At 39.1% G+C, this 19,694-nt stretch carries 16 protein-coding genes; 9 read left to right on the plus strand and 7 right to left on the minus strand.

All coding sequences use genetic code 11. From position 1 onward, the window contains the following. The first annotated feature begins 142 nt into the window (after positions 1–142). The 5 genes from DU508_RS20890 to DU508_RS20910 all read left to right on the plus strand — a co-directional run bounded on the left by DU508_RS20890 (position 143) and on the right by DU508_RS20910 (position 4,508). Positions 143–1,228: a c-type cytochrome gene (locus DU508_RS20890; protein WP_082491480.1), complete on the plus strand. Its 1,086-nt coding sequence runs from the start codon at positions 143–145 to the stop codon at positions 1,226–1,228. 19 nt (positions 1,229–1,247) lie between these two features. Beyond that, positions 1,248–1,703 (plus strand): DsrE family protein, encoded by a 456-nt coding sequence (locus DU508_RS20895; protein ID WP_008245470.1) that lies wholly within the window; start codon positions 1,248–1,250, stop codon positions 1,701–1,703. 19 nt (positions 1,704–1,722) lie between these two features. Next, positions 1,723–2,643, plus strand: a complete 921-nt coding sequence (locus DU508_RS20900) for a molybdate ABC transporter substrate-binding protein (protein ID WP_056870676.1) — start codon at positions 1,723–1,725, stop codon at positions 2,641–2,643. A gap of 11 nt (positions 2,644–2,654) precedes the next feature. Then, on the plus strand, positions 2,655–3,404 hold the full coding sequence (locus DU508_RS20905) for a substrate-binding domain-containing protein (RefSeq protein WP_008245473.1): 750 nt from the start codon (positions 2,655–2,657) through the stop codon (positions 3,402–3,404). 117 nt (positions 3,405–3,521) lie between these two features. Next, positions 3,522–4,508 (plus strand): YeiH family protein, encoded by a 987-nt coding sequence (locus tag DU508_RS20910; RefSeq protein WP_008245480.1) that lies wholly within the window; start codon positions 3,522–3,524, stop codon positions 4,506–4,508. Positions 4,509–4,514: 6 nt separating this feature from the next. On the opposite strand, the gene DU508_RS20915 is transcribed toward DU508_RS20910, so the two are convergent. The 4 genes from DU508_RS20915 to DU508_RS20935 all read right to left on the minus strand — a co-directional run bounded on the left by DU508_RS20915 (position 4,515) and on the right by DU508_RS20935 (position 10,014). Continuing rightward, a complete protein-coding gene (locus tag DU508_RS20915) occupies positions 4,515–5,906 on the minus strand; it encodes a beta-propeller fold lactonase family protein (protein ID WP_056095402.1) in 1,392 nt (463 codons plus the stop codon). Positions 5,907–5,909: 3 nt separating this feature from the next. Continuing rightward, positions 5,910–6,506: a DUF305 domain-containing protein gene (locus tag DU508_RS20920; protein WP_082489588.1), complete on the minus strand. Its 597-nt coding sequence runs from the start codon at positions 6,504–6,506 to the stop codon at positions 5,910–5,912. A 92-nt stretch (positions 6,507–6,598) separates the two neighbouring features. Then, on the minus strand, positions 6,599–7,795 hold the full coding sequence (locus DU508_RS20925; protein ID WP_008245487.1) for a sulfite oxidase: 1,197 nt from the start codon (positions 7,793–7,795) through the stop codon (positions 6,599–6,601). Between the two features lie 764 nt (positions 7,796–8,559). Further along, entirely contained in the window at positions 8,560–10,014 is a 1,455-nt protein-coding gene (locus DU508_RS20935; RefSeq protein ID WP_115404620.1) for a recombinase family protein, read from the minus strand. Positions 10,015–10,194: 180 nt separating this feature from the next. On the opposite strand from DU508_RS20935, the gene DU508_RS20940 reads away from it, so the two are divergent. Next, positions 10,195–11,904 carry a hypothetical protein gene (locus DU508_RS20940; protein WP_115404621.1) on the plus strand — a complete coding sequence of 570 codons (1,710 nt, stop codon included), beginning with the start codon at positions 10,195–10,197 and terminating at the stop codon, positions 11,902–11,904. A gap of 624 nt (positions 11,905–12,528) precedes the next feature. Here DU508_RS20940 and DU508_RS20945 read toward each other — a convergent pair. Next, the gene (locus DU508_RS20945; RefSeq protein ID WP_115404622.1) at positions 12,529–13,539 is read right to left on the minus strand and encodes a PDDEXK nuclease domain-containing protein; all 1,011 of its coding nucleotides are present in this window, start codon (positions 13,537–13,539) and stop codon (positions 12,529–12,531) included. A gap of 700 nt (positions 13,540–14,239) precedes the next feature. Here DU508_RS20945 and lipB point away from each other — a divergent pair. Beyond that, a complete protein-coding gene (lipB, locus tag DU508_RS20950; protein WP_115404623.1) occupies positions 14,240–14,968 on the plus strand; it encodes a lipoyl(octanoyl) transferase LipB in 729 nt (242 codons plus the stop codon). On the opposite strand, the gene DU508_RS20955 is transcribed toward lipB, so the two are convergent. Next, entirely contained in the window at positions 14,939–15,775 is an 837-nt protein-coding gene (locus DU508_RS20955; protein WP_115404624.1) for an AraC family transcriptional regulator, read from the minus strand. The two genes, lipB and DU508_RS20955, sit on opposite strands and share 30 nt — an antisense overlap. A gap of 91 nt (positions 15,776–15,866) precedes the next feature. On the opposite strand from DU508_RS20955, the gene DU508_RS20960 reads away from it, so the two are divergent. Beyond that, positions 15,867–16,877, plus strand: coding sequence for a zinc-dependent alcohol dehydrogenase family protein (locus DU508_RS20960; protein WP_115404625.1), 1,011 nt, complete (start codon positions 15,867–15,869; stop codon positions 16,875–16,877). Next, the gene (locus DU508_RS20965; protein WP_115404626.1) at positions 16,874–17,590 is read left to right on the plus strand and encodes an HAD family hydrolase; all 717 of its coding nucleotides are present in this window, start codon (positions 16,874–16,876) and stop codon (positions 17,588–17,590) included. The genes DU508_RS20960 and DU508_RS20965 overlap by 4 nt, the downstream gene beginning before the upstream one ends. A 340-nt stretch (positions 17,591–17,930) precedes the next feature. Here DU508_RS20965 and DU508_RS20970 read toward each other — a convergent pair whose 3' ends face one another. Further along, positions 17,931–19,688: a RagB/SusD family nutrient uptake outer membrane protein gene (locus DU508_RS20970; RefSeq protein ID WP_115404627.1), complete on the minus strand. Its 1,758-nt coding sequence runs from the start codon at positions 19,686–19,688 to the stop codon at positions 17,931–17,933. Positions 19,689–19,694: the final 6 nt, after the last annotated feature.

Here is a 19,694-nt window from a genome sequence, read left to right on the forward strand (position 1 = left end):
ACGGTTTTAGTAGATAACCTAAGATACAAACAATTTGTTTCAACGGGTACTGACATCATAACCTTACGTTATCATCAATAACTTTTTATGCTTTTTCTGATGAGTAGAATAAATGCACATTTGTAACAGAAAAATATTGGTTATGAATAAGGAATCAACAGAAAAAGAAATCAGACAAGCACTTATATATACAGCCAGGACAACGGCTATCATTGCGTTTCTATTTGTTGCTTGTGGAACCATTTTCATCTGCACTTTATTTTTTAATGGGCAGCCAGATGTAGTGACAGCAAAAACCAAACAGGATGTGGAAACCGGTATAGCTGCTGTTAACGTCAAAAGCCAGGTTGTACCTGCTGATGCCTGGAAAGCGCCTGATGAAAATACGATTCCGGCGGACACCAAGTACGGCCAGATGATCAGGTATGGCAAAGAATTAATAGCACATACGAGCAAATATTTTGGGCCAAATGGATCCATAGCCCGTATTACAAATGGTATGAATTGTCAGAATTGTCACCTCGAGGGTGGAACCAAACTGTTCGGAAATAATTATGCTGGTTTTATTTCCAGTTTTCCTAAAATGAGTGGCAGATCAGGAAAGGTTGAACCTGCATCGGCACGTATTGCAGAGTGCTTCAATCGAAGTCTTGCAGGCAAAGTACCAGACGAATCTAGTAAAGAGATACAGGCAATGCTGGCTTATATGAAATGGCTTGGAACAGGTGTAAAAAAAGGGGAGAAAGTGTTTGGAACGGGAACCGAAAAATTAAAATTCCTGGATAGGGCAGCGAATGTCAAACATGGAGCGATTTTATATACCAGTAAATGTCAAAGTTGTCATGGTGCAAATGGTGAGGGAATACTCGATGAAGACAAACTAACTTATGTTTATCCGCCATTATGGGGCAAACACAGCTACAATGATGGCGCAGGGATGTATAGACTCAGTAACTTTGCGGGGTTCGTAAAGAACAATATGCCATATGGTGCCAGATATGGAGATGCGCAGTTAAGTGATGAGGAGGCCTGGGATCTCGCTGCTTTTGTGAACTCACAGCCAAGACCACATAAAGATCAGGGAAAAGATTACCCTGATTTGTTAAAAAAACCTTTTGATGCGCCATACGGACCATATGCCGACAAATTTTCTGAAAATCAACATAAGTATGGTCCATTTGCACCAATTGTAACCTCCGAAAAACAAGTAAAACTAACAACTAAATAAATCATCAAAATCTAAAATCATGAAAAAAATAACCTTAATCTGTACATTATTTTTGCTGATCGCAGCAACCTCGGCCACTTTTGCCCAAGCTACACCTGCTAATTTTACAGGGGCAAAAGCCACCCTGAAAAATTATAAGGCACTGTATGTAATCAATAACGGTGATGAGAAAAAGATTGCAGGAACACTTCGAAACCTAAAAAATGCACTCGACGATCCCAGGTTAAAAGGGAAAATCAATGCAGAACTTATTGCCTTTGGAGATGGCGTAGCTGTTTACCAGAAGAACGGATCTTTTGAAAAAACATTGTTAGAACTGCAATCCAGAGGAGTAATTCTTGCACAATGTGAAAATACCGTCAGAGAAAGGAAAATCGAAAAAAATACCTTATTTGATTTTATCAGTTATGTACCCAGCGGCAATGGTGAAATCATCATCCGTCAATATCAGGGATGGGCAGTTGTACATCCTTAAACCAAATAATTAGAAAATCATGAAATATATAAATCACACCTTTTTAGCCACAGTTGCATTTTTATTGCTTTGTGGAAATGTTAAGGCCCAGGATCATCGCTTTGATCCGCCCTGGAATACTCCACCTGAAAGTAAAGTTCAGTTCACAGTACCTGGAGTAGACAATGTGCCTGATCTTTTTGGAGACATTAATGATCCCCAACTGGTGGTTTTCTTTGCCGGTAACCAGTTTATGTGCATTGACGAATTAATTGCAGCCTTTAAAAAGTCATATCCACATTATCAGCGGGTATTTGCCGAAACGCTTCCCCCAGGCATTTTAGCCCAACAAATAAAAACCGGTAGCATTGTGGTGGGCAACATGAGAATTACCTTAAAGCCGGATGTTTATACAGCTGGTAAGAACCGGATAGACATGACCCCTGAATGGTTTAGCAAAACGACTTTATATGCTAGAAACAGGTTGGCAATCATGGTCCAAAAGGGAAATCCGAAGGCATTGAAGTCACTCAAAGATTTAGCAAATAAAGAGCTGAGGATCAGTATGCCCAATCCAGAGAATGAAGGGATCGGTAAACGTATTGAAGAAGCCTATGTGAAAGCTGGAGGGGAAACATTAAAATCTACCATCATGGAAGATAAAGTTAAAGATAAGACTACTTATCTTACCATGATCCATCATCGCCAATCACCAATGAGGATCCTATACAACGAAAGTGACGCCGCTCCAGTATGGTATACTGAGGCCTACTATCAGAAAATGATTGGCCATCCTGTTGAGCTCATTGAAATTCCTGAAAAAGAGAATATCCATGCGCAATATATAGCGGGACAGTTAAAAGATGCGCCACATCCGGCCGCTGCAAAAGATTTTATGGATTTTTTGATCAGTCCGCAGGCTGCTGCCATCTACAAAAAGTTTGGTTTTGATTTACCTTAAACATAAACACAATGAAAAATATATTTTTAACCATATTGTCAGTCGTTGCTGTAGTGACCATTGGGAATGCACAAATCCCAAACGATACTTTATATGTCTATGGTCCCGGTGGGCCGCTCGGACCGATCAATGAATGTGCGAAGGTTTTTGGAAAGCAGCATGATATCGTAATTAAAGTCACTGCCGGGCCAGATAATGAATGGATGCCGGATGCAATGAAACATGCAGATCTGTTCTTTGGAGGAGCAGAATACATGCTTTCAAAATTCATGTCTGACCACCCAAACATGATAGTGGCGAACTCTCGGACAGAGTTATATAAACGTGCGGCAGCGATCCTGGTACGGCCCGGCAATCCTAAAAACATCAAAAATCTGGGCGATCTCTGTAAACCAGGTGTGAAAATTCTTGATGTGAATGGGGCTGGGCAAATGGGGCTTTGGGAAGATTTGGCAGGTCGACAAGATCTGATTGCAAACATACAGCAGCGTATAGCAGGTACATTTGCAAATTCGGCATTGGGTATTGCTGCATGGAAAAATGATCCTCAATATGATGCCTGGATAACATTTGGCTCCTGGCATAACCGTTTACCAGACCTCACCTCAATGGTTAGGATTCCTGTTACACAAACAGTCTATAGAGGTACACCTGTAGTGAGGGGTAGCACTGGTACGCATAAGTCGGAAACTGAGGATTTTATCAAGTTTATGCAATCCGATAAAGGACATCTCATTTTCAAAAAATGGGGTTGGGAATAAATAATGTCTAAAAACTTATCTTCTATAACATGAAGTTATGGAAGATAAGTTTTAATGATTTGATCGGGGTTTATTAGTTATGGATCTTTGAATTAGAAAATAAAGACAATCAAAATTATGACACAAATCAAAGACAATTCAAATTCTTCTAAAATAAAGGCGGGTAACCTGCTAAACTTAAATTTAAACACCCGTAAAATTATCTTCATCCTGGCAGTTTTGCTGTGCCTCTTTCCATTTATGTCGCCTCCTTTAGCCTTATTGCTAGGATTAGTATTGGCGCAACTAATGGAACATCCCTATCTGCATTTAAATCACAAGGCCACAAACCTGCTGCTAAAAATTTCTGTTGTCGGGCTAGGATTTGGAATGAATGTATTCAGTGCAATGAAAGCAGGAAAAGAAGGCGTACTGTTTACCGTAGTTTCTATTTTCGGAGTGCTTATCATTGGTTTTATCCTGGGAAAAGTATTTAAAATAGAACGTAAAACATCTTTTTTGATATCAGCTGGAACGGCGATCTGTGGTGGAAGTGCTATTGCTGCATTGTCGCCTGTAATGAACGCAGAAGAAAAACAGATCTCCGTTGCAATGGGTACTGTTTTTATACTCAACTCGGTGGCCTTATTTCTTTTCCCCGCTATCGGACATGCGCTTAACTTGTCACAGTCACAATTTGGTATGTGGTGTGCCATTGCTATTCACGATACCAGTTCTGTTGTTGGGGCAGCCAGTAAATATGGTGAACAAGCACTACAGATAGCCACAACTGTTAAGTTAGCCAGAGCACTATGGATTGTTCCCGTAGCGTTTGGTACATCTTTCCTGTTCAAAAGCAACAATAGCAAAGTTAGTATACCCTATTTTATAGGGCTATTTATCCTGGCAATGATCGCCAACACCTACTTACCTTTTATTAAGCCTTTTGCGCCCTACTTTGTAGCATTAGCAAAAGCAGGCTTAACTTTAACCTTGTTCCTGATAGGAAGCGGACTCTCATTTACTATCTTGAAAGCAGTGGGGATAATGCCACTGTTACAAGGCGTAATTTTATGGATAGTAATTTCAAGTGCTGCATTATGGGCAGTTATATCTTTGGTTTAAAATACATTAGTTACTGATCATCACCAGCTTTTTTGAAAGATCATCAATAAGAACCACATGTTTATAATCGGCGCCACCTGTTCCTACACTCTTAATTATCCCCGAGGATTGACCGCTAAAAGCTCCTTTTTCATCGGTCTTAAAAGAATTGATGACATAATCTGCGTTAAACGTATCATTTGAGGAGTTGGTTAACGCTAAAGTATACGAAGTATTTGGCTCGAGTTTTTTAAAGTCCTGTTGGACAAGATCAGTCAAGCCTACGCTTCTTACGTTTAGCATGCCTGATGACATTGAATTATCCTTATTCATCAATTTAATCACCTGACTTTTGTCTGCAAGATTAAGCGGGGTTAAATTTTCTTTTGAGGCATTTGCAGGGCTGGCATTAGCGGCGTACAACAATGCTTGCGGACATTGTCCAATAGCAATGGTTTTTACAACGGCCATTTTTACCAGATCAACCACTTGTACCTGGTCATCATTTTCTAATCCGACATATGCAAATTTACCATCTGCCGAAGTCCAGACGCCATGTGGCAATGATCCTGTCGCGACGCTATCAGTAAGCTTGAAATCTTGTGAAACACTAAATACTTTTAAGCTGTTTTCTCCGCCAATGGTTGCCAGCATCACAGGTGAATCATTAACTAAAGTAAAAGTGACATGGTTGGTAATTGGACCTGTATTTAGTACTGTATGTATCGTATTTGTCTCCGTGCTGATGACAGTGATCTTCCCTACATCCTTATGTGTCAATGCAATCCATTTCCCATCAGGACTACAGAATATATTTGGAGAAAATGGACTAACTACTGGAATACGCTTTACAATAGCATAAGAAGTTGCATTCACTACATCCACTTCTGCAGTAAAGCTGGAACAAATATAAGCCCATTTTCCATCTGGAGTAAAAGCAACCATTCCCGGGCCGTCGGCTACTGGAATTTGCTTGATTTCAATCAGTTTATTTGCATCAATTACGCTGATATACGATTCTCCTCTTACCGATATCCATGCCTGTGATCCTGAAGGGTTAAAGGTTGCCTCATGCGGTGAACGTCCGATATAAACAGTTTTTAAAACTTTATTTTTTGCTGTTGAAATAAAGGTTACTGAATTTGATCCAATGGAAACCGCTGCTAGTAATTGCCTTTTAGGGGAATAACCCAGGCCATGAACCAGGGCCTGTCCCTTATATAGAGGACTTAAGATATCAGGTTGGGGTTTACCAAGAACAATATTTCCTAATAGCGTTTGTGTTGAGGGATCTAAGACAGAAACCGTATTAGATATCTGATTGCCTGTATAAACCCTGTCTTGGGCATAGATTGATTGTGCTTTTGATTGTAGGGCAAAACTGAATATTAATAGCGTAAACAAGGATATCTTTTTCATATGTTAATGGGAGTTTGTAAATGTCTTCATTTGTTGGATTTCTATCTGTTCATCTGAGATAATATTCTCGGCCAGTCTTTTTACATTTTTATTTTTTCCATACCGCAACTCAACTTTAGCCATGTCGATGGCAGCCTGATGGTGAGGAAGCATTATCCTTGCAAAGGACAGATCAGTATCAGACAATTGTTTTTCTTCAGGCATTTGTTCCATCATCACTTTCATCATCTTCTGGTTGGCGTTTTGATGTTGGTTGCCTGTAGCGATAAATCCTTCAGGATGGCTGAGCAGGAGTCGCATTTGCTGAATCTGGGTTTGTTGCTCAGCTTTGATACTTTTAGCTAGCTGAATCATTTCTTTATTTTTTCCGGTCTTAATCTCTTCTTCTGCCATATCAATAGCACCCTGGTGATGTGGGATCATCATTTGTATGAAATCTCTGTCTGCAGATGTGGTAGCTGATATTTCATCCATCTTCATCATCATATGAGCCATTTGCCCAAGGAAGACATTTTTTTTAGTTGCCATTTGCATGTGTTCATGTTGTGCTCGTGCAGAGAAACTAGCAAATAGTAGAAGTATAGACGTGAATCTGATCATGGTTTGATGTAGAATATTAATTGTGATAAACTGTTTATGCCAAACAAGCCTTATGCGATAACCGCAAGATCCTGAAATTTGTTCTTATTGAGCTATATTACATCTACATCAATTGGCGAGATAAAATTAACCATGTAAGTTCTTCTGTCTAAATCATGCTCCATGGGTTGCGTTTTGCCATTTTGATCTGTCGCTCTAGCCATTAAACTATATCTTCCAGTCTTAGCAGGAACCACCCATTCAAATTCAAATAGCTGCCAGGCGAAAGGGATAGCAGGACCAATTAATTTTGCTGGTTGCCATGAATTTCCTTTATCCGTGCTTATTTCTACTTTCGATAGGTTACTATCACCTGACCATCCTGCACCCCTTACTTGATAAGGTTTTCCAGCCGGCACCGCTTCAAACAATACCGGCCTTGATATTTCAGACTTAACCAATGTAGTGGTTACGGGCGTCAAGGTAGGTAGTCCTTCAACACGCTTCCAGTAAGCATATTCAATCGTCTGCCAATAGCCATCAAACGGCTTTTCAGATGCAGTAATTTTCATCAGCCATTTCACAGATGCCATACCATACCATCCTGGAATAATTGCCCTTGCCGGGAAACCATGTTCAGCACTCAATGGTTTTCCATTCATTTCATAGGCGATGATGATGTGATCCTGCATTGCTATATTTAACGGAATGCTTCGGGCGAATTTGATTTTTCCTGGTGATTTCGGCTCTTCTGTAATCATCCCCTCATCATTCCCTTCCAAAATAATGTCTACCGTACCCACCTTTATGCCAGCCTTCTTTAACAATACGGATAAAGGTACTCCTGTCCATTCAGCATTGCTGATCCCACCTTGTTCCCATCCTAAACCCTTCACTTTTGGGGCGAGGTTAGCACGTCCGTTTCCGGCACATTCTATAGTAGCCATTACCTTTTTTGCAGGAAGCTTTTTAAGTTCGCTCAGATTGATCTTTATGACATGATTGGTGTTGCCGCCAATCTCTAATTCCCAATTTGTAGCATCAATATTGGGAATATTAAAATGACTCCTGATGAAGAACTGGTTATTTGGAGTAATCCTGTTTTTTAACGTAGGAAATGGAAACTCCATATTTAATGGCTTTTTCTCTCGCGTAATAAGTCCTGGAAAGTCATTGTCTTCTCTGGTTTGTTGAATCTCCTTCGCCGAAGCCCAGGATGGTATTGTTGCGCCAGCTATCACCGGGATAATTCCAGTAACAAAATTACGTCTGTTTAACGTGTAGTTTTGTGATGTTTTGTCGTTTTTCATTTCAATAAATGTAGGTGATTACAATATAGCCAAAAATCTCTCATAGGATAACTTGTATTCTTCCTTTTTCTTGATGGTTGAAAGGAAACAACTGTAGACTTTACTTCATCGCTGGCCTGCTAGAAAAGACACAATAGTTCTATAACTGTTTATCAAATACTCATCTCAATTTCTATCAAAAAACGGTCGTTTCTTGATAATACAAAAATGGGCGAAACAATTCATTGAAGAAGCTATTGGAATAGATTTCAAAATGATAAATTCCTTGGTAAAACTTATAGTAATTTCTTTTTACGATACTGCCCTTCCACCTTATTGTTTAACAAATTCTCAAAATCAACTATCGCTTCGCAATGCTCATAAAAGTTCGAACTTCCGCGGATTGACTACCATAAGGAAACAGCATATATTTGTTGTTTCCTTTTTTTATACCCCTAAAAATCTAGCTTACAATTAGTTGCACCTCCCCCAATACCGGTTCGACATTTTCCAACTAGTTAACCTATACCAAAACAAATTTGGGCCTAAAAAAACCTATCAAGGCTATGCTAGGTAACTATTTGACTTGTTCGACTTTTCCTTACGGATCTCGACATCCTCCCGTACTATTTTTCTGTTATGGATCTTGGCAACGAGGTATAAAAAACTCATTATTACCATAGCCTCTTCATCATCAACCTCTAATCCATTTTTGGCAAGCAATGCAATAGCCTTACTACCAGAAACCTTTCTGTCTATAAAATCCATCTAATTTTCCCATTATGTTATTTACGAACTATTACCTTTGAAAGCGTAACATTATAGCCAATAGACACCTCGCTGTTATTTAAGTCTATGTCTACTGGAGGAAAAAAGCTGACCAAATGCTTTTTATCGGCAGTATCTAGACTATCAAAACCCTTAAATACATCTATTGAAGCCCGGAAGTCAAGCTTTCTCTGTTCTTCGATTATCTTCAGTTTTGTCGCAACATCACAAAGCTCCTTCTTTATAACCCCAGTAATCCTACGAAATTCATTTTTCATTTCGCTATAGTCGTCGTATTTAAATATGTTCTCCACAAACAGTTTCCTCGCTCTGGATAGCATTGTCTCCTGCTCGACTAACTGACGCCGAAGTGCTTGTCTTTCGTAAAGTAATCCCGTCTTCTGCGTATCCACGTTCCAATCTGCAAGAATGGCAACGAACAATTCACCTACCATTTCCGATAACTGCAATTTCTGGAGCTGATCCCTATAACTGTCATTTAGCTTATCCGCCCTGACCCGTGCCTTACACCCCTTACGACAATGATAATAGGCATACTTTCTCGTATTGCCCTGAGAAAAACTTCCGGTAAGTCTCTTGCCGCATAGCGGACAGGCCAGAAAACCTGTAAGAAAAAAAGTGGATCTGAAATTGGTTCTTATCGTACTGACCTTTCTTTTGGTATTGATGACATCCTGCACTTCATAAAAAAGTGCTTCTGGTATCAGTGGTTCGTGTATTCCTTTTATCATAACAATATCCCCATTCCCGAGCTTCAGCGGTATCAAGCCACAGTAAACTGGATTACGGATAAGTTTGGAAAAATTTGAACGTGTACTTCTCAGGCCTTTGTTCACCGCCATCTCACTTAAGTGCCCAATCTTATAGATATTCTTCGCAAGCTGACGGAACACCCATCTTATAATCCCGCTTTCTGGCTGTTTTGGCAATATGATCTTGCGGCCATCCAATGATGCCGTGTTCACATATCCCACAGGAGCTTTATTGGGATACCGACCCATCTCCTTGGCCTTTCTAATTCCATTTAAGGTATTCATCGCACGTCTCGTGTTTTCCGCCTCTGGGACTGAGAGATAGATGGCCAACATCACCGAGCTCTCGGGAACGGAAAGGTCTATCTGCTGATCGATGGCCATTGCAGACACATTGAGCTTTCTGAGGATGCCCAACATTTCATACGCATATTGGATATTACGGCTGAACCTGTCCCACTTGATGAAAAGGATATTGTTTTCTTCCTTTCCCCTGCCCTTTCTCAATTCGGAAACTAGCTTCTTCCATTCTGGTCGGTTGAAGTCTTTGGCGGAGAAGTCCTCCCGGTAGACACCCTTTACGCAGATATTGTTCGATTCACAGTATTTGATCAATCGATCTTCCTGTTCGGGCAGAGAATAGCCCCTTCTTTTTTGTTCATCAGTGCTTACACGGACGTATAGATAAGCTGATTTCATAATGTTGGAACATTTGTTTCAACTATATAACGGCTAAAAGATCGCTATGAAATAAAAAAAAACTAGATTATTGGAATTTACAAGGTTCGTTTACGTGCTCTTAGCAATATCAAATTTCGGACATTTGGAATGTTCACATCGAAAAAATAAATTTGGGACACCAGCAAAAAAGCAAACTTTATGCAATTTCTCCATGTAACAGGTTATGCAGAGGCATATTGTGAGCCTATCCCCAAAGACACCCTTTCTTTTGTATCGGGCTATTCAACGGATACATTACTAATGAGGCTTTCTAAAATCAATGCCATGCTATTCCAGCAAATGGATAACCGGATGATCGATCCAGAGATACTCAGGGAGGCAGTTTTTTGCGACGTCCTAGGTTTCGAGCAGGTCACGGAATTTCGCCCACTATTTACGGATGAGAGAAGATGGTTTGCCGAAGGTCCGATTGGTTTGCTGATTATGGATCTGCTCCAGAACTTTAAGATGATTGAAACGCCGGCTTCTAGCGACCCCTTGGAGTTTGCCCATAACCTGTTCAAGACCATATTAGTCTATAACGATCTTTATTACGGAAGGCCAAGGGGAATCGCACTGGAATCACTGGAAGGCATCTTCATGATGGAAACGATGCAGCAGGGATATCTGAGGGCAAAGGGGGTAATGAAAGTTGATACCTTTGGAAGATTCCTCTTCCTGAGCAAATTTCTTGATAGTGACGAACTGCTACGGGAAGAAGCGGATATGTACTGCGAGAAGATGAAGATTCAAAACCCTTGGACATTTGCCAAGTTCTTCCTCGCTATACTGGCATCGGCCATACATCCCCAAAACTGGGGCAACCATATGTTGGATCTTTCACATCTTTGGCCGGAAAAGCTGATGAGGGAATTTGGGACAGACCCTACGGAATTGGCTGGTAAGGAAAAGGTTTCGCTAAATATGGATGTGGTCACCAAGCCTTTTCTGTTCCTGACACCCGAAAAGATCCTCGTTCTGGACTACAACTTTTTCCAGTATGCGCTTGAAAACGGTTTCCTGTACTCTTTCTATCGCCACAGCTCTATAAAATTGCAGTCCAAGTTTAAAACCTACGAAAATTTTAAGGCCTATATTGCACTGGAATTCTTTGAAAAATACCTTGTTGGAAGCCTTCTCGGTGAAATTTTCCACAAAAAGAGTCAGCGGCTAATCTCCACAGAAAAGTATCAGGATTTTATCATCCGCGCTTCTAGCTGTGATGTTTTCGTATTTGAGGTGAAGATGAACGATCTACATCCAAATACCTTCGAAAATTTGGATTACAAGGCATTTACCGAAGAATTTTTGGACAAGCGGTTCCTTTCGGATAAGGGAAATGGGGCAAAGGATAAAGGGGTAGGTCAGATCGTCAGACAGCTCGGCCATCTTTCAGAACCCAATATTGAACTTAGGGAAAAGCTCGGTATCAAGCACTCAGAAAAAATGAACATCTATCCCGTGATCATCTGTTCGGAGCACCATATGAATATCGCGGGGGTGAACCACTATCTAAATGATGGTTTTGAACAAAGGAGCAAGAATCTGAAGGGCAGCTTCCAATCTATTAAGCCGCTTACTATTATCCATATCGATTTTCTGATCAAATATTTTGGACCGCTCAAGCGTAACCCTGCACTTTTTGCTGAATGGTTGAGCGGTTATCATCGCAGCAAAAAGGGGCTTGAAAAACTGTATGATGAGAAGGGAGGGCCGATAACCTACCTTCTATCCAAAAGGTCGCTTTTTGGCTATATGGAAATGAAAAAGGACTTCCCGAACCCATACCAAGCAACTGTGGACGAGATAGAAAAGTGCTTTGATTTGGAGACAAATGGGGTTTGGAATGCACTGGGCATTCGAGTTTGAAGTGCGTAAACACTTGGCTTGGTATAATTTATCCATAACTGGACAAACCAATTTATCTAACCCCTTCCACCAAATGCTATTACAAAAAGAACCAATGATTTAGGACAAGTTTATTTCGGGTGAACTGGGGTTAAACCTCATCATATATACACTTGGAAAAGTAAAAACTCGAATTCACAATGCGAGATAGCCATTGGAAAAAATACTTAAAACTGTATGCGCGGTTGCTGATTGCATCCTACGTTTTCTGATTTTTCTTTACGACGTCTCTACTCTTAAATAAAAATGAATAGGAACTCACCCCTATTTCCTTTTATAATCCTTTTTTTTCCGATAATATCCTTCAACCTTATTCTTCAATACTTTTTCAAAATTAACCACTGCTTCACAGTCATCATAAAAGTTAGACCTACTGAAGCTTAACTTTACTGATTAAAAGCTCATCGAAAGATGGGTTTTTTTTGTTTAAGGTATTTTGATCATAATTTTGTTTTTAGACTTAGCGAGACGCTAAGACTAGATGAAGCCTTTTCTTAGTTCGCCATTCTCAAGATGGGCAAATCCTTAGGTGCACAGTTTGGAACTGTCTCGTGTTTACTATTGCCGAAATCACCAGCATATGGCTTAAAGGTTTTCACCATTTTGAAAATTCTCCATCTCTTTGCTAACCTCATCAAGTAATTGCTTTTCTGTTGGCAAATAAAGTTTGTACTGGCTCGCAATAATTTGTTTTTGTTCGTCAGGCAGGGTAAATTTTACAACTGCATCATTTTTATCGGCACAGAGCAAAATCCCAATAGTTGGGTTTTCATGAGATAGTTTTTCAATGCGGTCATAGTAATTGACATACATTTGCAACTGACCGATATCTTGATGGGTTAATTTATGTGTTTTGATTTCAATGATTACAAAACATTGTAGCAAACGGTTATAAAATACCAGATCTACAAAAAATTCATCGCCCTCGATATGGATTCTCTTTTGCCTTGATACGAAAGAGAATCCATTGCCCAGTTCGAGTAAAAAGTCCTGTAAATGTGTGATAATGGCACTTTCTAAATCCTTTTCATAATAAGAGGACTCCCTTTTTAATCCGAGAAATTCCAGAAGCATCGGATCCTTAATTATTTCTTTGGCATCAGCAGGCTGTTTTTCGTTTTTGGCAACAGCTAAAACACTTTCTTTATCATTGCTTAATAAAAGTCTCTCATAAAGATTACTATAAACCTGCCTTTCCAGTTGCCGCGACGTCCAGTTGTTCTTTTTTGTTTCAGCAACATAAAACTCTCTTTTTTCCTCATTGTCAACACTAAGGAGTAATTTATACTGTGTCCAACTCAATTGTGCATGCAGTGCATGCACAATCGGAAAAGTACGATAAAATTGGCGATAGAGATTCATCTGACGAACAGAAAAGCCACTTCCAAATTCAGGTTGCAACTTTTCTGAAAGGTATTTGATCAAAAAACTTCCATAATCTGCTCGGTCTTTACTCTGCTGTTCTTCTTCAAAAATCCGTTTGCCGATATGCCAGTACATTAGCGTCCTTTGGTGATCGACAGCTCGCACCGCCCTATCATTGGATTGAGCTATGATCGCTTTCAGGTCTGATATTATAGATTGGTTTACAAGCATTTTAGGCTATAAATAAATTTACCTTCTAATCAGTAAAGTTACGAAAAACAGGCAATTTAGTTGGTATCAGACAGACTTTTGATTCCGAATAAAATGTGAATTATCACGCTAATTGAGGGAAACACTTACAACTTTTTCTTTTTCCTATACTGCCCCTCAATCTTGTTATTGACCACTTTATCAAAATTTACTACTGCTTCACAATGCTCATAAAAGTTCGAACTTCCGCGGATTGACTCTACGGAAAAATAAATGGCCCTGAAATATTGAATTTCAGGGCCTTATTTTTTACGACAAAACTTAACAAGCACAATTTTCTGATTGCAAACGTTTGATAAGTTCAATTCCAATTCTATTCATTGAGCATGTAAGAAAATAATTATTAGGATTCTACATAATTGACTTTCAATTTTGATATTCTATCTACTTTAAGCACCTGACATTTGTTAAACTGCTGCAACATTCTCCAATTTGGCTAATTTCATATTCATGTTACGGAAGTTTGTACTATCAATTAATAGTGGCTCTTCATCAAAGCAATAAGCTATTAATTACATTTTCTGGTGATATGCTTTGCTATTTATGATAATGTGAAAATACCCTAAAAGTGTATAATCATACACCTATACTATTTTTGAATTGCCTACATTCAATCGAGATTCTGAAAAGAAAAACCGTTAATTTTTAATCGTTCCATTAAATGAAAGTACGAACTAAATATATTGATTTAAAGCTAATTCCGCATCATCTTGCATTAAACTTTCAAATTGAGCAAAGAGAAAATATTGCACTTTTGAAGAAAGAAAACCTTGATACATCCCAATCTAACGTACTTGTGTTATGCGAACACAATCCTATCCTTACTTTTGGCAGTTCTGCAAAAGAATCAGAGTTATTTATCGCCAAAGACAAACTTAAATCTGTGGGGTTGGATATATCCTATATCAGGCGTGGAGGCGCAATAACATTTCATGGACCTGGTCAAATTGTTGGTTATCCAATTCTCGATTTAGAAAATTTTAAAACAGATATTAGGTGGTATACCGAAACAATGGCAAAAGTTATTATTGACACATTAAAAAATTATGATGTAGAAGGCTATTATGACAAGGAATTTCCTGGTGTTTGGATTAATGACAAATTATCTGGTAAGAAAAAGAAAATATGCGCTGTGGGGGTTCATCTATCCAGGTGGATTACTAATCATGGTTTTGCATTTAATATTTCTAATGACATGAAATATTATCAATATTTTATCCCTTGTGCAATTAATGAACCTGATAGAGCGGTAACAACCCTAAGCAAAGAACTAGGAAGGGAAATTAATATTGATGAAGTTAAAAATATAATTTTACAAAATTTCGAACATCATTTCCTAACCGAATTAGTCCGCCAGGGATCAATTGAGGTTGTTCTTTCTATAATCTGATGGTGAAACCTGATGAAACTTTTTGAAGAAACGGTTTAAATGGCTTTTATCCGTAAAACCAAATTGGTCAACGATTTCATTTATCCTAAGATCACTTTGAATCAGGCGATATTCAATCAATTTTAATTTGTAGGTTTCAATATATTGCTGTAAGGTTTCATTGGTTTGCTTCTTGAAAAACCTCCCAAGATAGGTTTCAGATACATTAAATTCCTTGCTTATAACAGCTACCCTCAACTTTTCAGGACTATAAATATTTGCTTGTACATATTGCAAAATACCCGTTATCCTGTGATCGGTCATGGCATCAATTTTACCAGGTACTGCAATCATTAAATTCCTGGCTACTATAACCAAAATTGTCCCAATATAACTGTTTATCAATTCCTGACTATAGCGGGTTTTGTTTTGATGTTCATAGATGATAGCTTTCATAATGGCATTCACCGCTATTTTGTCTTCCTTCTTTTTTAAAACACAGCCCGGGATTTTATTTACATTATTTAAAATCAATTCAATTTTTTGCAGAAGACTTTTAGAATTGTCTTTTAAATAAATATGATCAATCCTGATAAAAAATAATTGTGTTGTAGTTTCAAAAACAAAATCATGCCCATCTTCGGGTGCTAACAAAAATAACTGACCTGTGCTATAATCTATTTTTGTTTCATTAATGAGTTGCTTCCCTTTTCCTTTTACAATATATACAAATTCAAAAAAACTCACTTGATGCATTCCTCTCGGACATACATCCATTGGTTCTTTAAGAATTAATTCAAATGGCTGATGTAACACGTCCTTTATCATAGAAAAAAAATACTCTTTAATGGTGTAAAATTACAACATTCTAAATTATGAGGCAAGTTAACTTTGTATCGATAATTTAAAAAAATAAACAATGAAAGCATTAATTCTTAAACAATACAACAAGCCTTATATAATGGAAGAAATCCCAATTCCCATTGCAAATGAAAGGCAGGTACTGGTAAAAATATCACACAGTGGGGTAAATCCTCTTGATTTAAAAATCAAATCCGGTCAGGCAGCGCATGCACAAACAAAGATGCCAGATGCTATACTAGGTACAGACATGTCTGGTGTCATTGTTTCAGTTGGTAATGAAGTAAAAAATTTTAAAGTTGGTGATGCAGTTTACGGAATGGTTGGAGGTATTGGAGGTGCACAGGGAACTCTTGCAGAATATGCGGCTGTTGATCCGGATCTATTGGCATTAAAGGCTACAAACATCAGCTTTAAGGAAGCAGCTGCACTACCATTGATTACAATTACCGCATGGGAAGCAATGATCGACAGGGCCGATATACAAAAAGGAAGCACAGTTTTAGTTCATGGTGGCGCCGGAGGAGTTGGTCATATAGCGATACAAATTGCCAGAGCAAAAGGAGCAATTGTTTATACAACAGTAAGTTCAGATCAAATAGAAACTGTTCGAAATTTAGGGGCTATACCCATTGATTATACAAAGTACAGCGTGAAAGAATATATTACAGAATTTACCAACGATGAGGGGTTTGATGTTGTTTTAGATACCATTGGCGGCACCGTTCTTGACGCTTCTTTTACTGCTGTAAAAAGATATACCGGACACGTAATTAGTATTCTCGGTTGGGGTTCGCACAGTTTAGCACCACTTTCTTTTCGTGGGGCATCTTATTCCGGAGTTTTTACGCTTTATCCATTAATATCTGGCAAACATCGCAAACATCATGGTAAGATATTAACTGAAGTATCAAAATTAATTGATACCGGAGATTTAAAACCTTTGGTTGATGGTAATGATTACACCATGGACAGTATTGATGATGCATACAAAAAAATGGAAGATGGTTCCGCTCAAGGCAAAATTATCATTTCAATAGCAAATAATCAGGATGAAAACTTATCATGAAAACGGTTTTAAATAAAATCATTGAAGCCCATGGTGGCGAAAGTCGCTGGCGTAAACTAAGCAAAGTACAATTTGATATTGTAAGCAGCGGCAAACTTTTCGACATGCAGGGTTTCCCACAGGATCTTTCCCCAAGAAAAATGGTTGAACTCCACAAACAGCATGCATCAATGCGGCCTTTCGGAGCCCCCAACCAAAAGACAAACTTTAATGCGAAAAGGATAGCAATCGAAACACTCGAGGGGGAAGTATTGTTCGAAAGAACTGGAAATGCAAGTGAGATCCATCAACATATGACAAATGGTAATTGGGACGCTCTTGATAGGGCCTATTTTAATGGTTACGCGCTTTGGACTTATCTTACCTCACCTTTCCTATTATTGATGGATGGTTTTGAAGTTACAGAAATAAATCCTTTAGAAATTAATGGCGAAATTTGCAGGGGTATAACCGTGCAATTTCCTCAATACATAGCATCTCATAGTTCTACTCAGCAATTTTATTTTGGCAGTGACTTTCTCCTAAAAAGGCATGACTACTTTATTGATGTTGCCGGAAATTTCCATGCGGCCCAATTACTGTTAAATTATGTTGAAACAGATGGAATTAAACTGCCTGCTAAAAGAAGGGCTTATAAAAAAACAGCTGATAATCAACCAGCAAAAGAGGATCTGATGGTTGCTATAGATATTTCAAATATTAAATTCTCCTAGATTGAGATGTTTTTGATTTGGAGGAACAATCATTAAATTTTAAAGCTCTTAAATTTGTGTATTTCGCCAAATAAAGCCACCAGATTCCATCCCAAAGTATACACCGGGCTTTAATTCTTAGGTTGGGGAAGATTAGAGTCAATCTGTACCAAAAATAAAAAGTCAGTCCAGTTTTCTTACATCAAAATCCTAAATCACTTTTCGCTGGTGTGTCGTCAATGTGCTTAGAATCCAATTTAAGAGTGTTAATGGTGCTTACTATCCATCCGGTTTAATTATATAAAAGAAAAAAGATGAGCAGATGAAAAATCATCTGCTCATCGTATTGGAAATAAACATACTATTGATATCCAGGATTTTGGCCAAACTCAGCTGCATTTTGTAAAGCATTGAGCTCTGTTAATGGTATTGGCCTCAATCTATGATAGGCCTGAACCGCCGTAATATCAGGATTGGCAGCTTTAATCCGTGCAACAAACTGTTCGCCGCTTAAAGTTCTTTTCAGGTCAAACCACCTGATTTGTTCTCCACAGAGTTCCCTGGCTCGCTCATCCAGAATAAAATCTATTCCTCCGCTTTGAACGGCAGCAGCAGTTGTTTGCATTGCCGCTGTTTGGTTCACAGGGGTTTTGATTGCTGCCCGCGTGCGCAACACATTAAGTTGTGTCGCTGCCGCATCGTAATTTCCGAGTTGAAACTCTGCTTCTGCTGCGATCAGATACATCTCCGCCAGGCGGATTACCATAATGTCGTTAAACCCGGGCTGTGAGTTTGGTACGGTTCGGGTATTGTCTAGAAATTTTCTTAAAGCAACAAAATCAGTCAGGGATTTTATCGTGCCATTGGTATTATACAAGTCATTGCGGTCAACCACCACATAAGGCCTGGTGGCTTTATCAGCAACAATATTTTTAGTGATCTGTAGAGAGAGTCCCGTTCCGCTTACGACTGCTGTTCCCACAACGCTCGCCTCCTTGCCATAGGTGGTTGCCTGAGCAGCTGTCCAGGTAAATGCAGTACTTCCATTTGTAGTGGAGTTTGCAATCCAGGTTTCCTGAAAACTTGCTGCATAACGGGCATCAATCTGCTCATTGAAAAGATCGAGCAAATAACGGGTTGGTTGCAGGCGGCGCTGACCATCAAATCCATAGGGAATACTTTGAACCAATCCAGGCTTGTTGCTGTATTGGGTAAGAAACCAGGCATGTAAGCGGTTAGCATTTGCATCGTAATCAATAGCTGTATTTGTTGAATTACTAATAATGTAAAGTGCTTCTTTATTATTTTTGTTATTGGCAGGATTCCACAAATCGGCCGGCGAAGTCCATAAATCTGTACCAATTTCAGCTTTACGGGTAATGACCTCATTTGCTGTATTACGTGCCAATGTAAAATATTCATTTCGTGCGGTTCCGGTGGCGTAGTAAGCCCTGGAAAGGTATGCTCTGGCTAATAAACCGAGCGCCGATTTTTTCGACGCACGACTATATTCTGCACCCCAGAAAGAGGCAACAGGAAGGTTTTCTGCGGCAAATTTTAAGTCGTCGATAATGAGATCATAAAAAGCACTTACCGGACTACGGTAAGCGGTTAATTCAACAGATGTGGTTTCATTGGTACGCAAACTGACCCCACCAAACTGTTCCACAATATGCCAGTAATAAAAAGCACGCAAAAATCTCAGTTCTCCTAAACGACGGTTTTTTTCTGCACCATCAGTAAATCCCGCGCCATCAATCCGGTTTATACCTGCATTGCAAAGATTAATAGCCCGGTAAAACAATCTGAACACTGCCAGCGTTGAACTCGGGGTTGCGCCCGACAAGCCTTCATAACGGGTAACCTGATTGGCGTAATTAGCTTTGTTGGCATTAAACCACAGGTCTGTACCTCCTTCTGAAACCAATAAACCATCTTCTTTACCATACCATGCCCTTTGTTCCTGATAGGCACCGTTAACTGCAGTAACAAATCCCTGAGGAGTGGTCCAGGTCGCATCTGCAGTTGCGCCCCCTGGATTTACTTCATTCAGACGTTTCTCACAAGAAATAAAACATGTTGAGAAAAATGCCGCGAATAAAAATATATTCTTTTTCATAATAAT

The sequence above is a fragment of the Pedobacter chinensis genome (assembly GCF_003339865.1).
Taxonomy (GTDB): domain Bacteria; phylum Bacteroidota; class Bacteroidia; order Sphingobacteriales; family Sphingobacteriaceae; genus Pedobacter; species Pedobacter chinensis.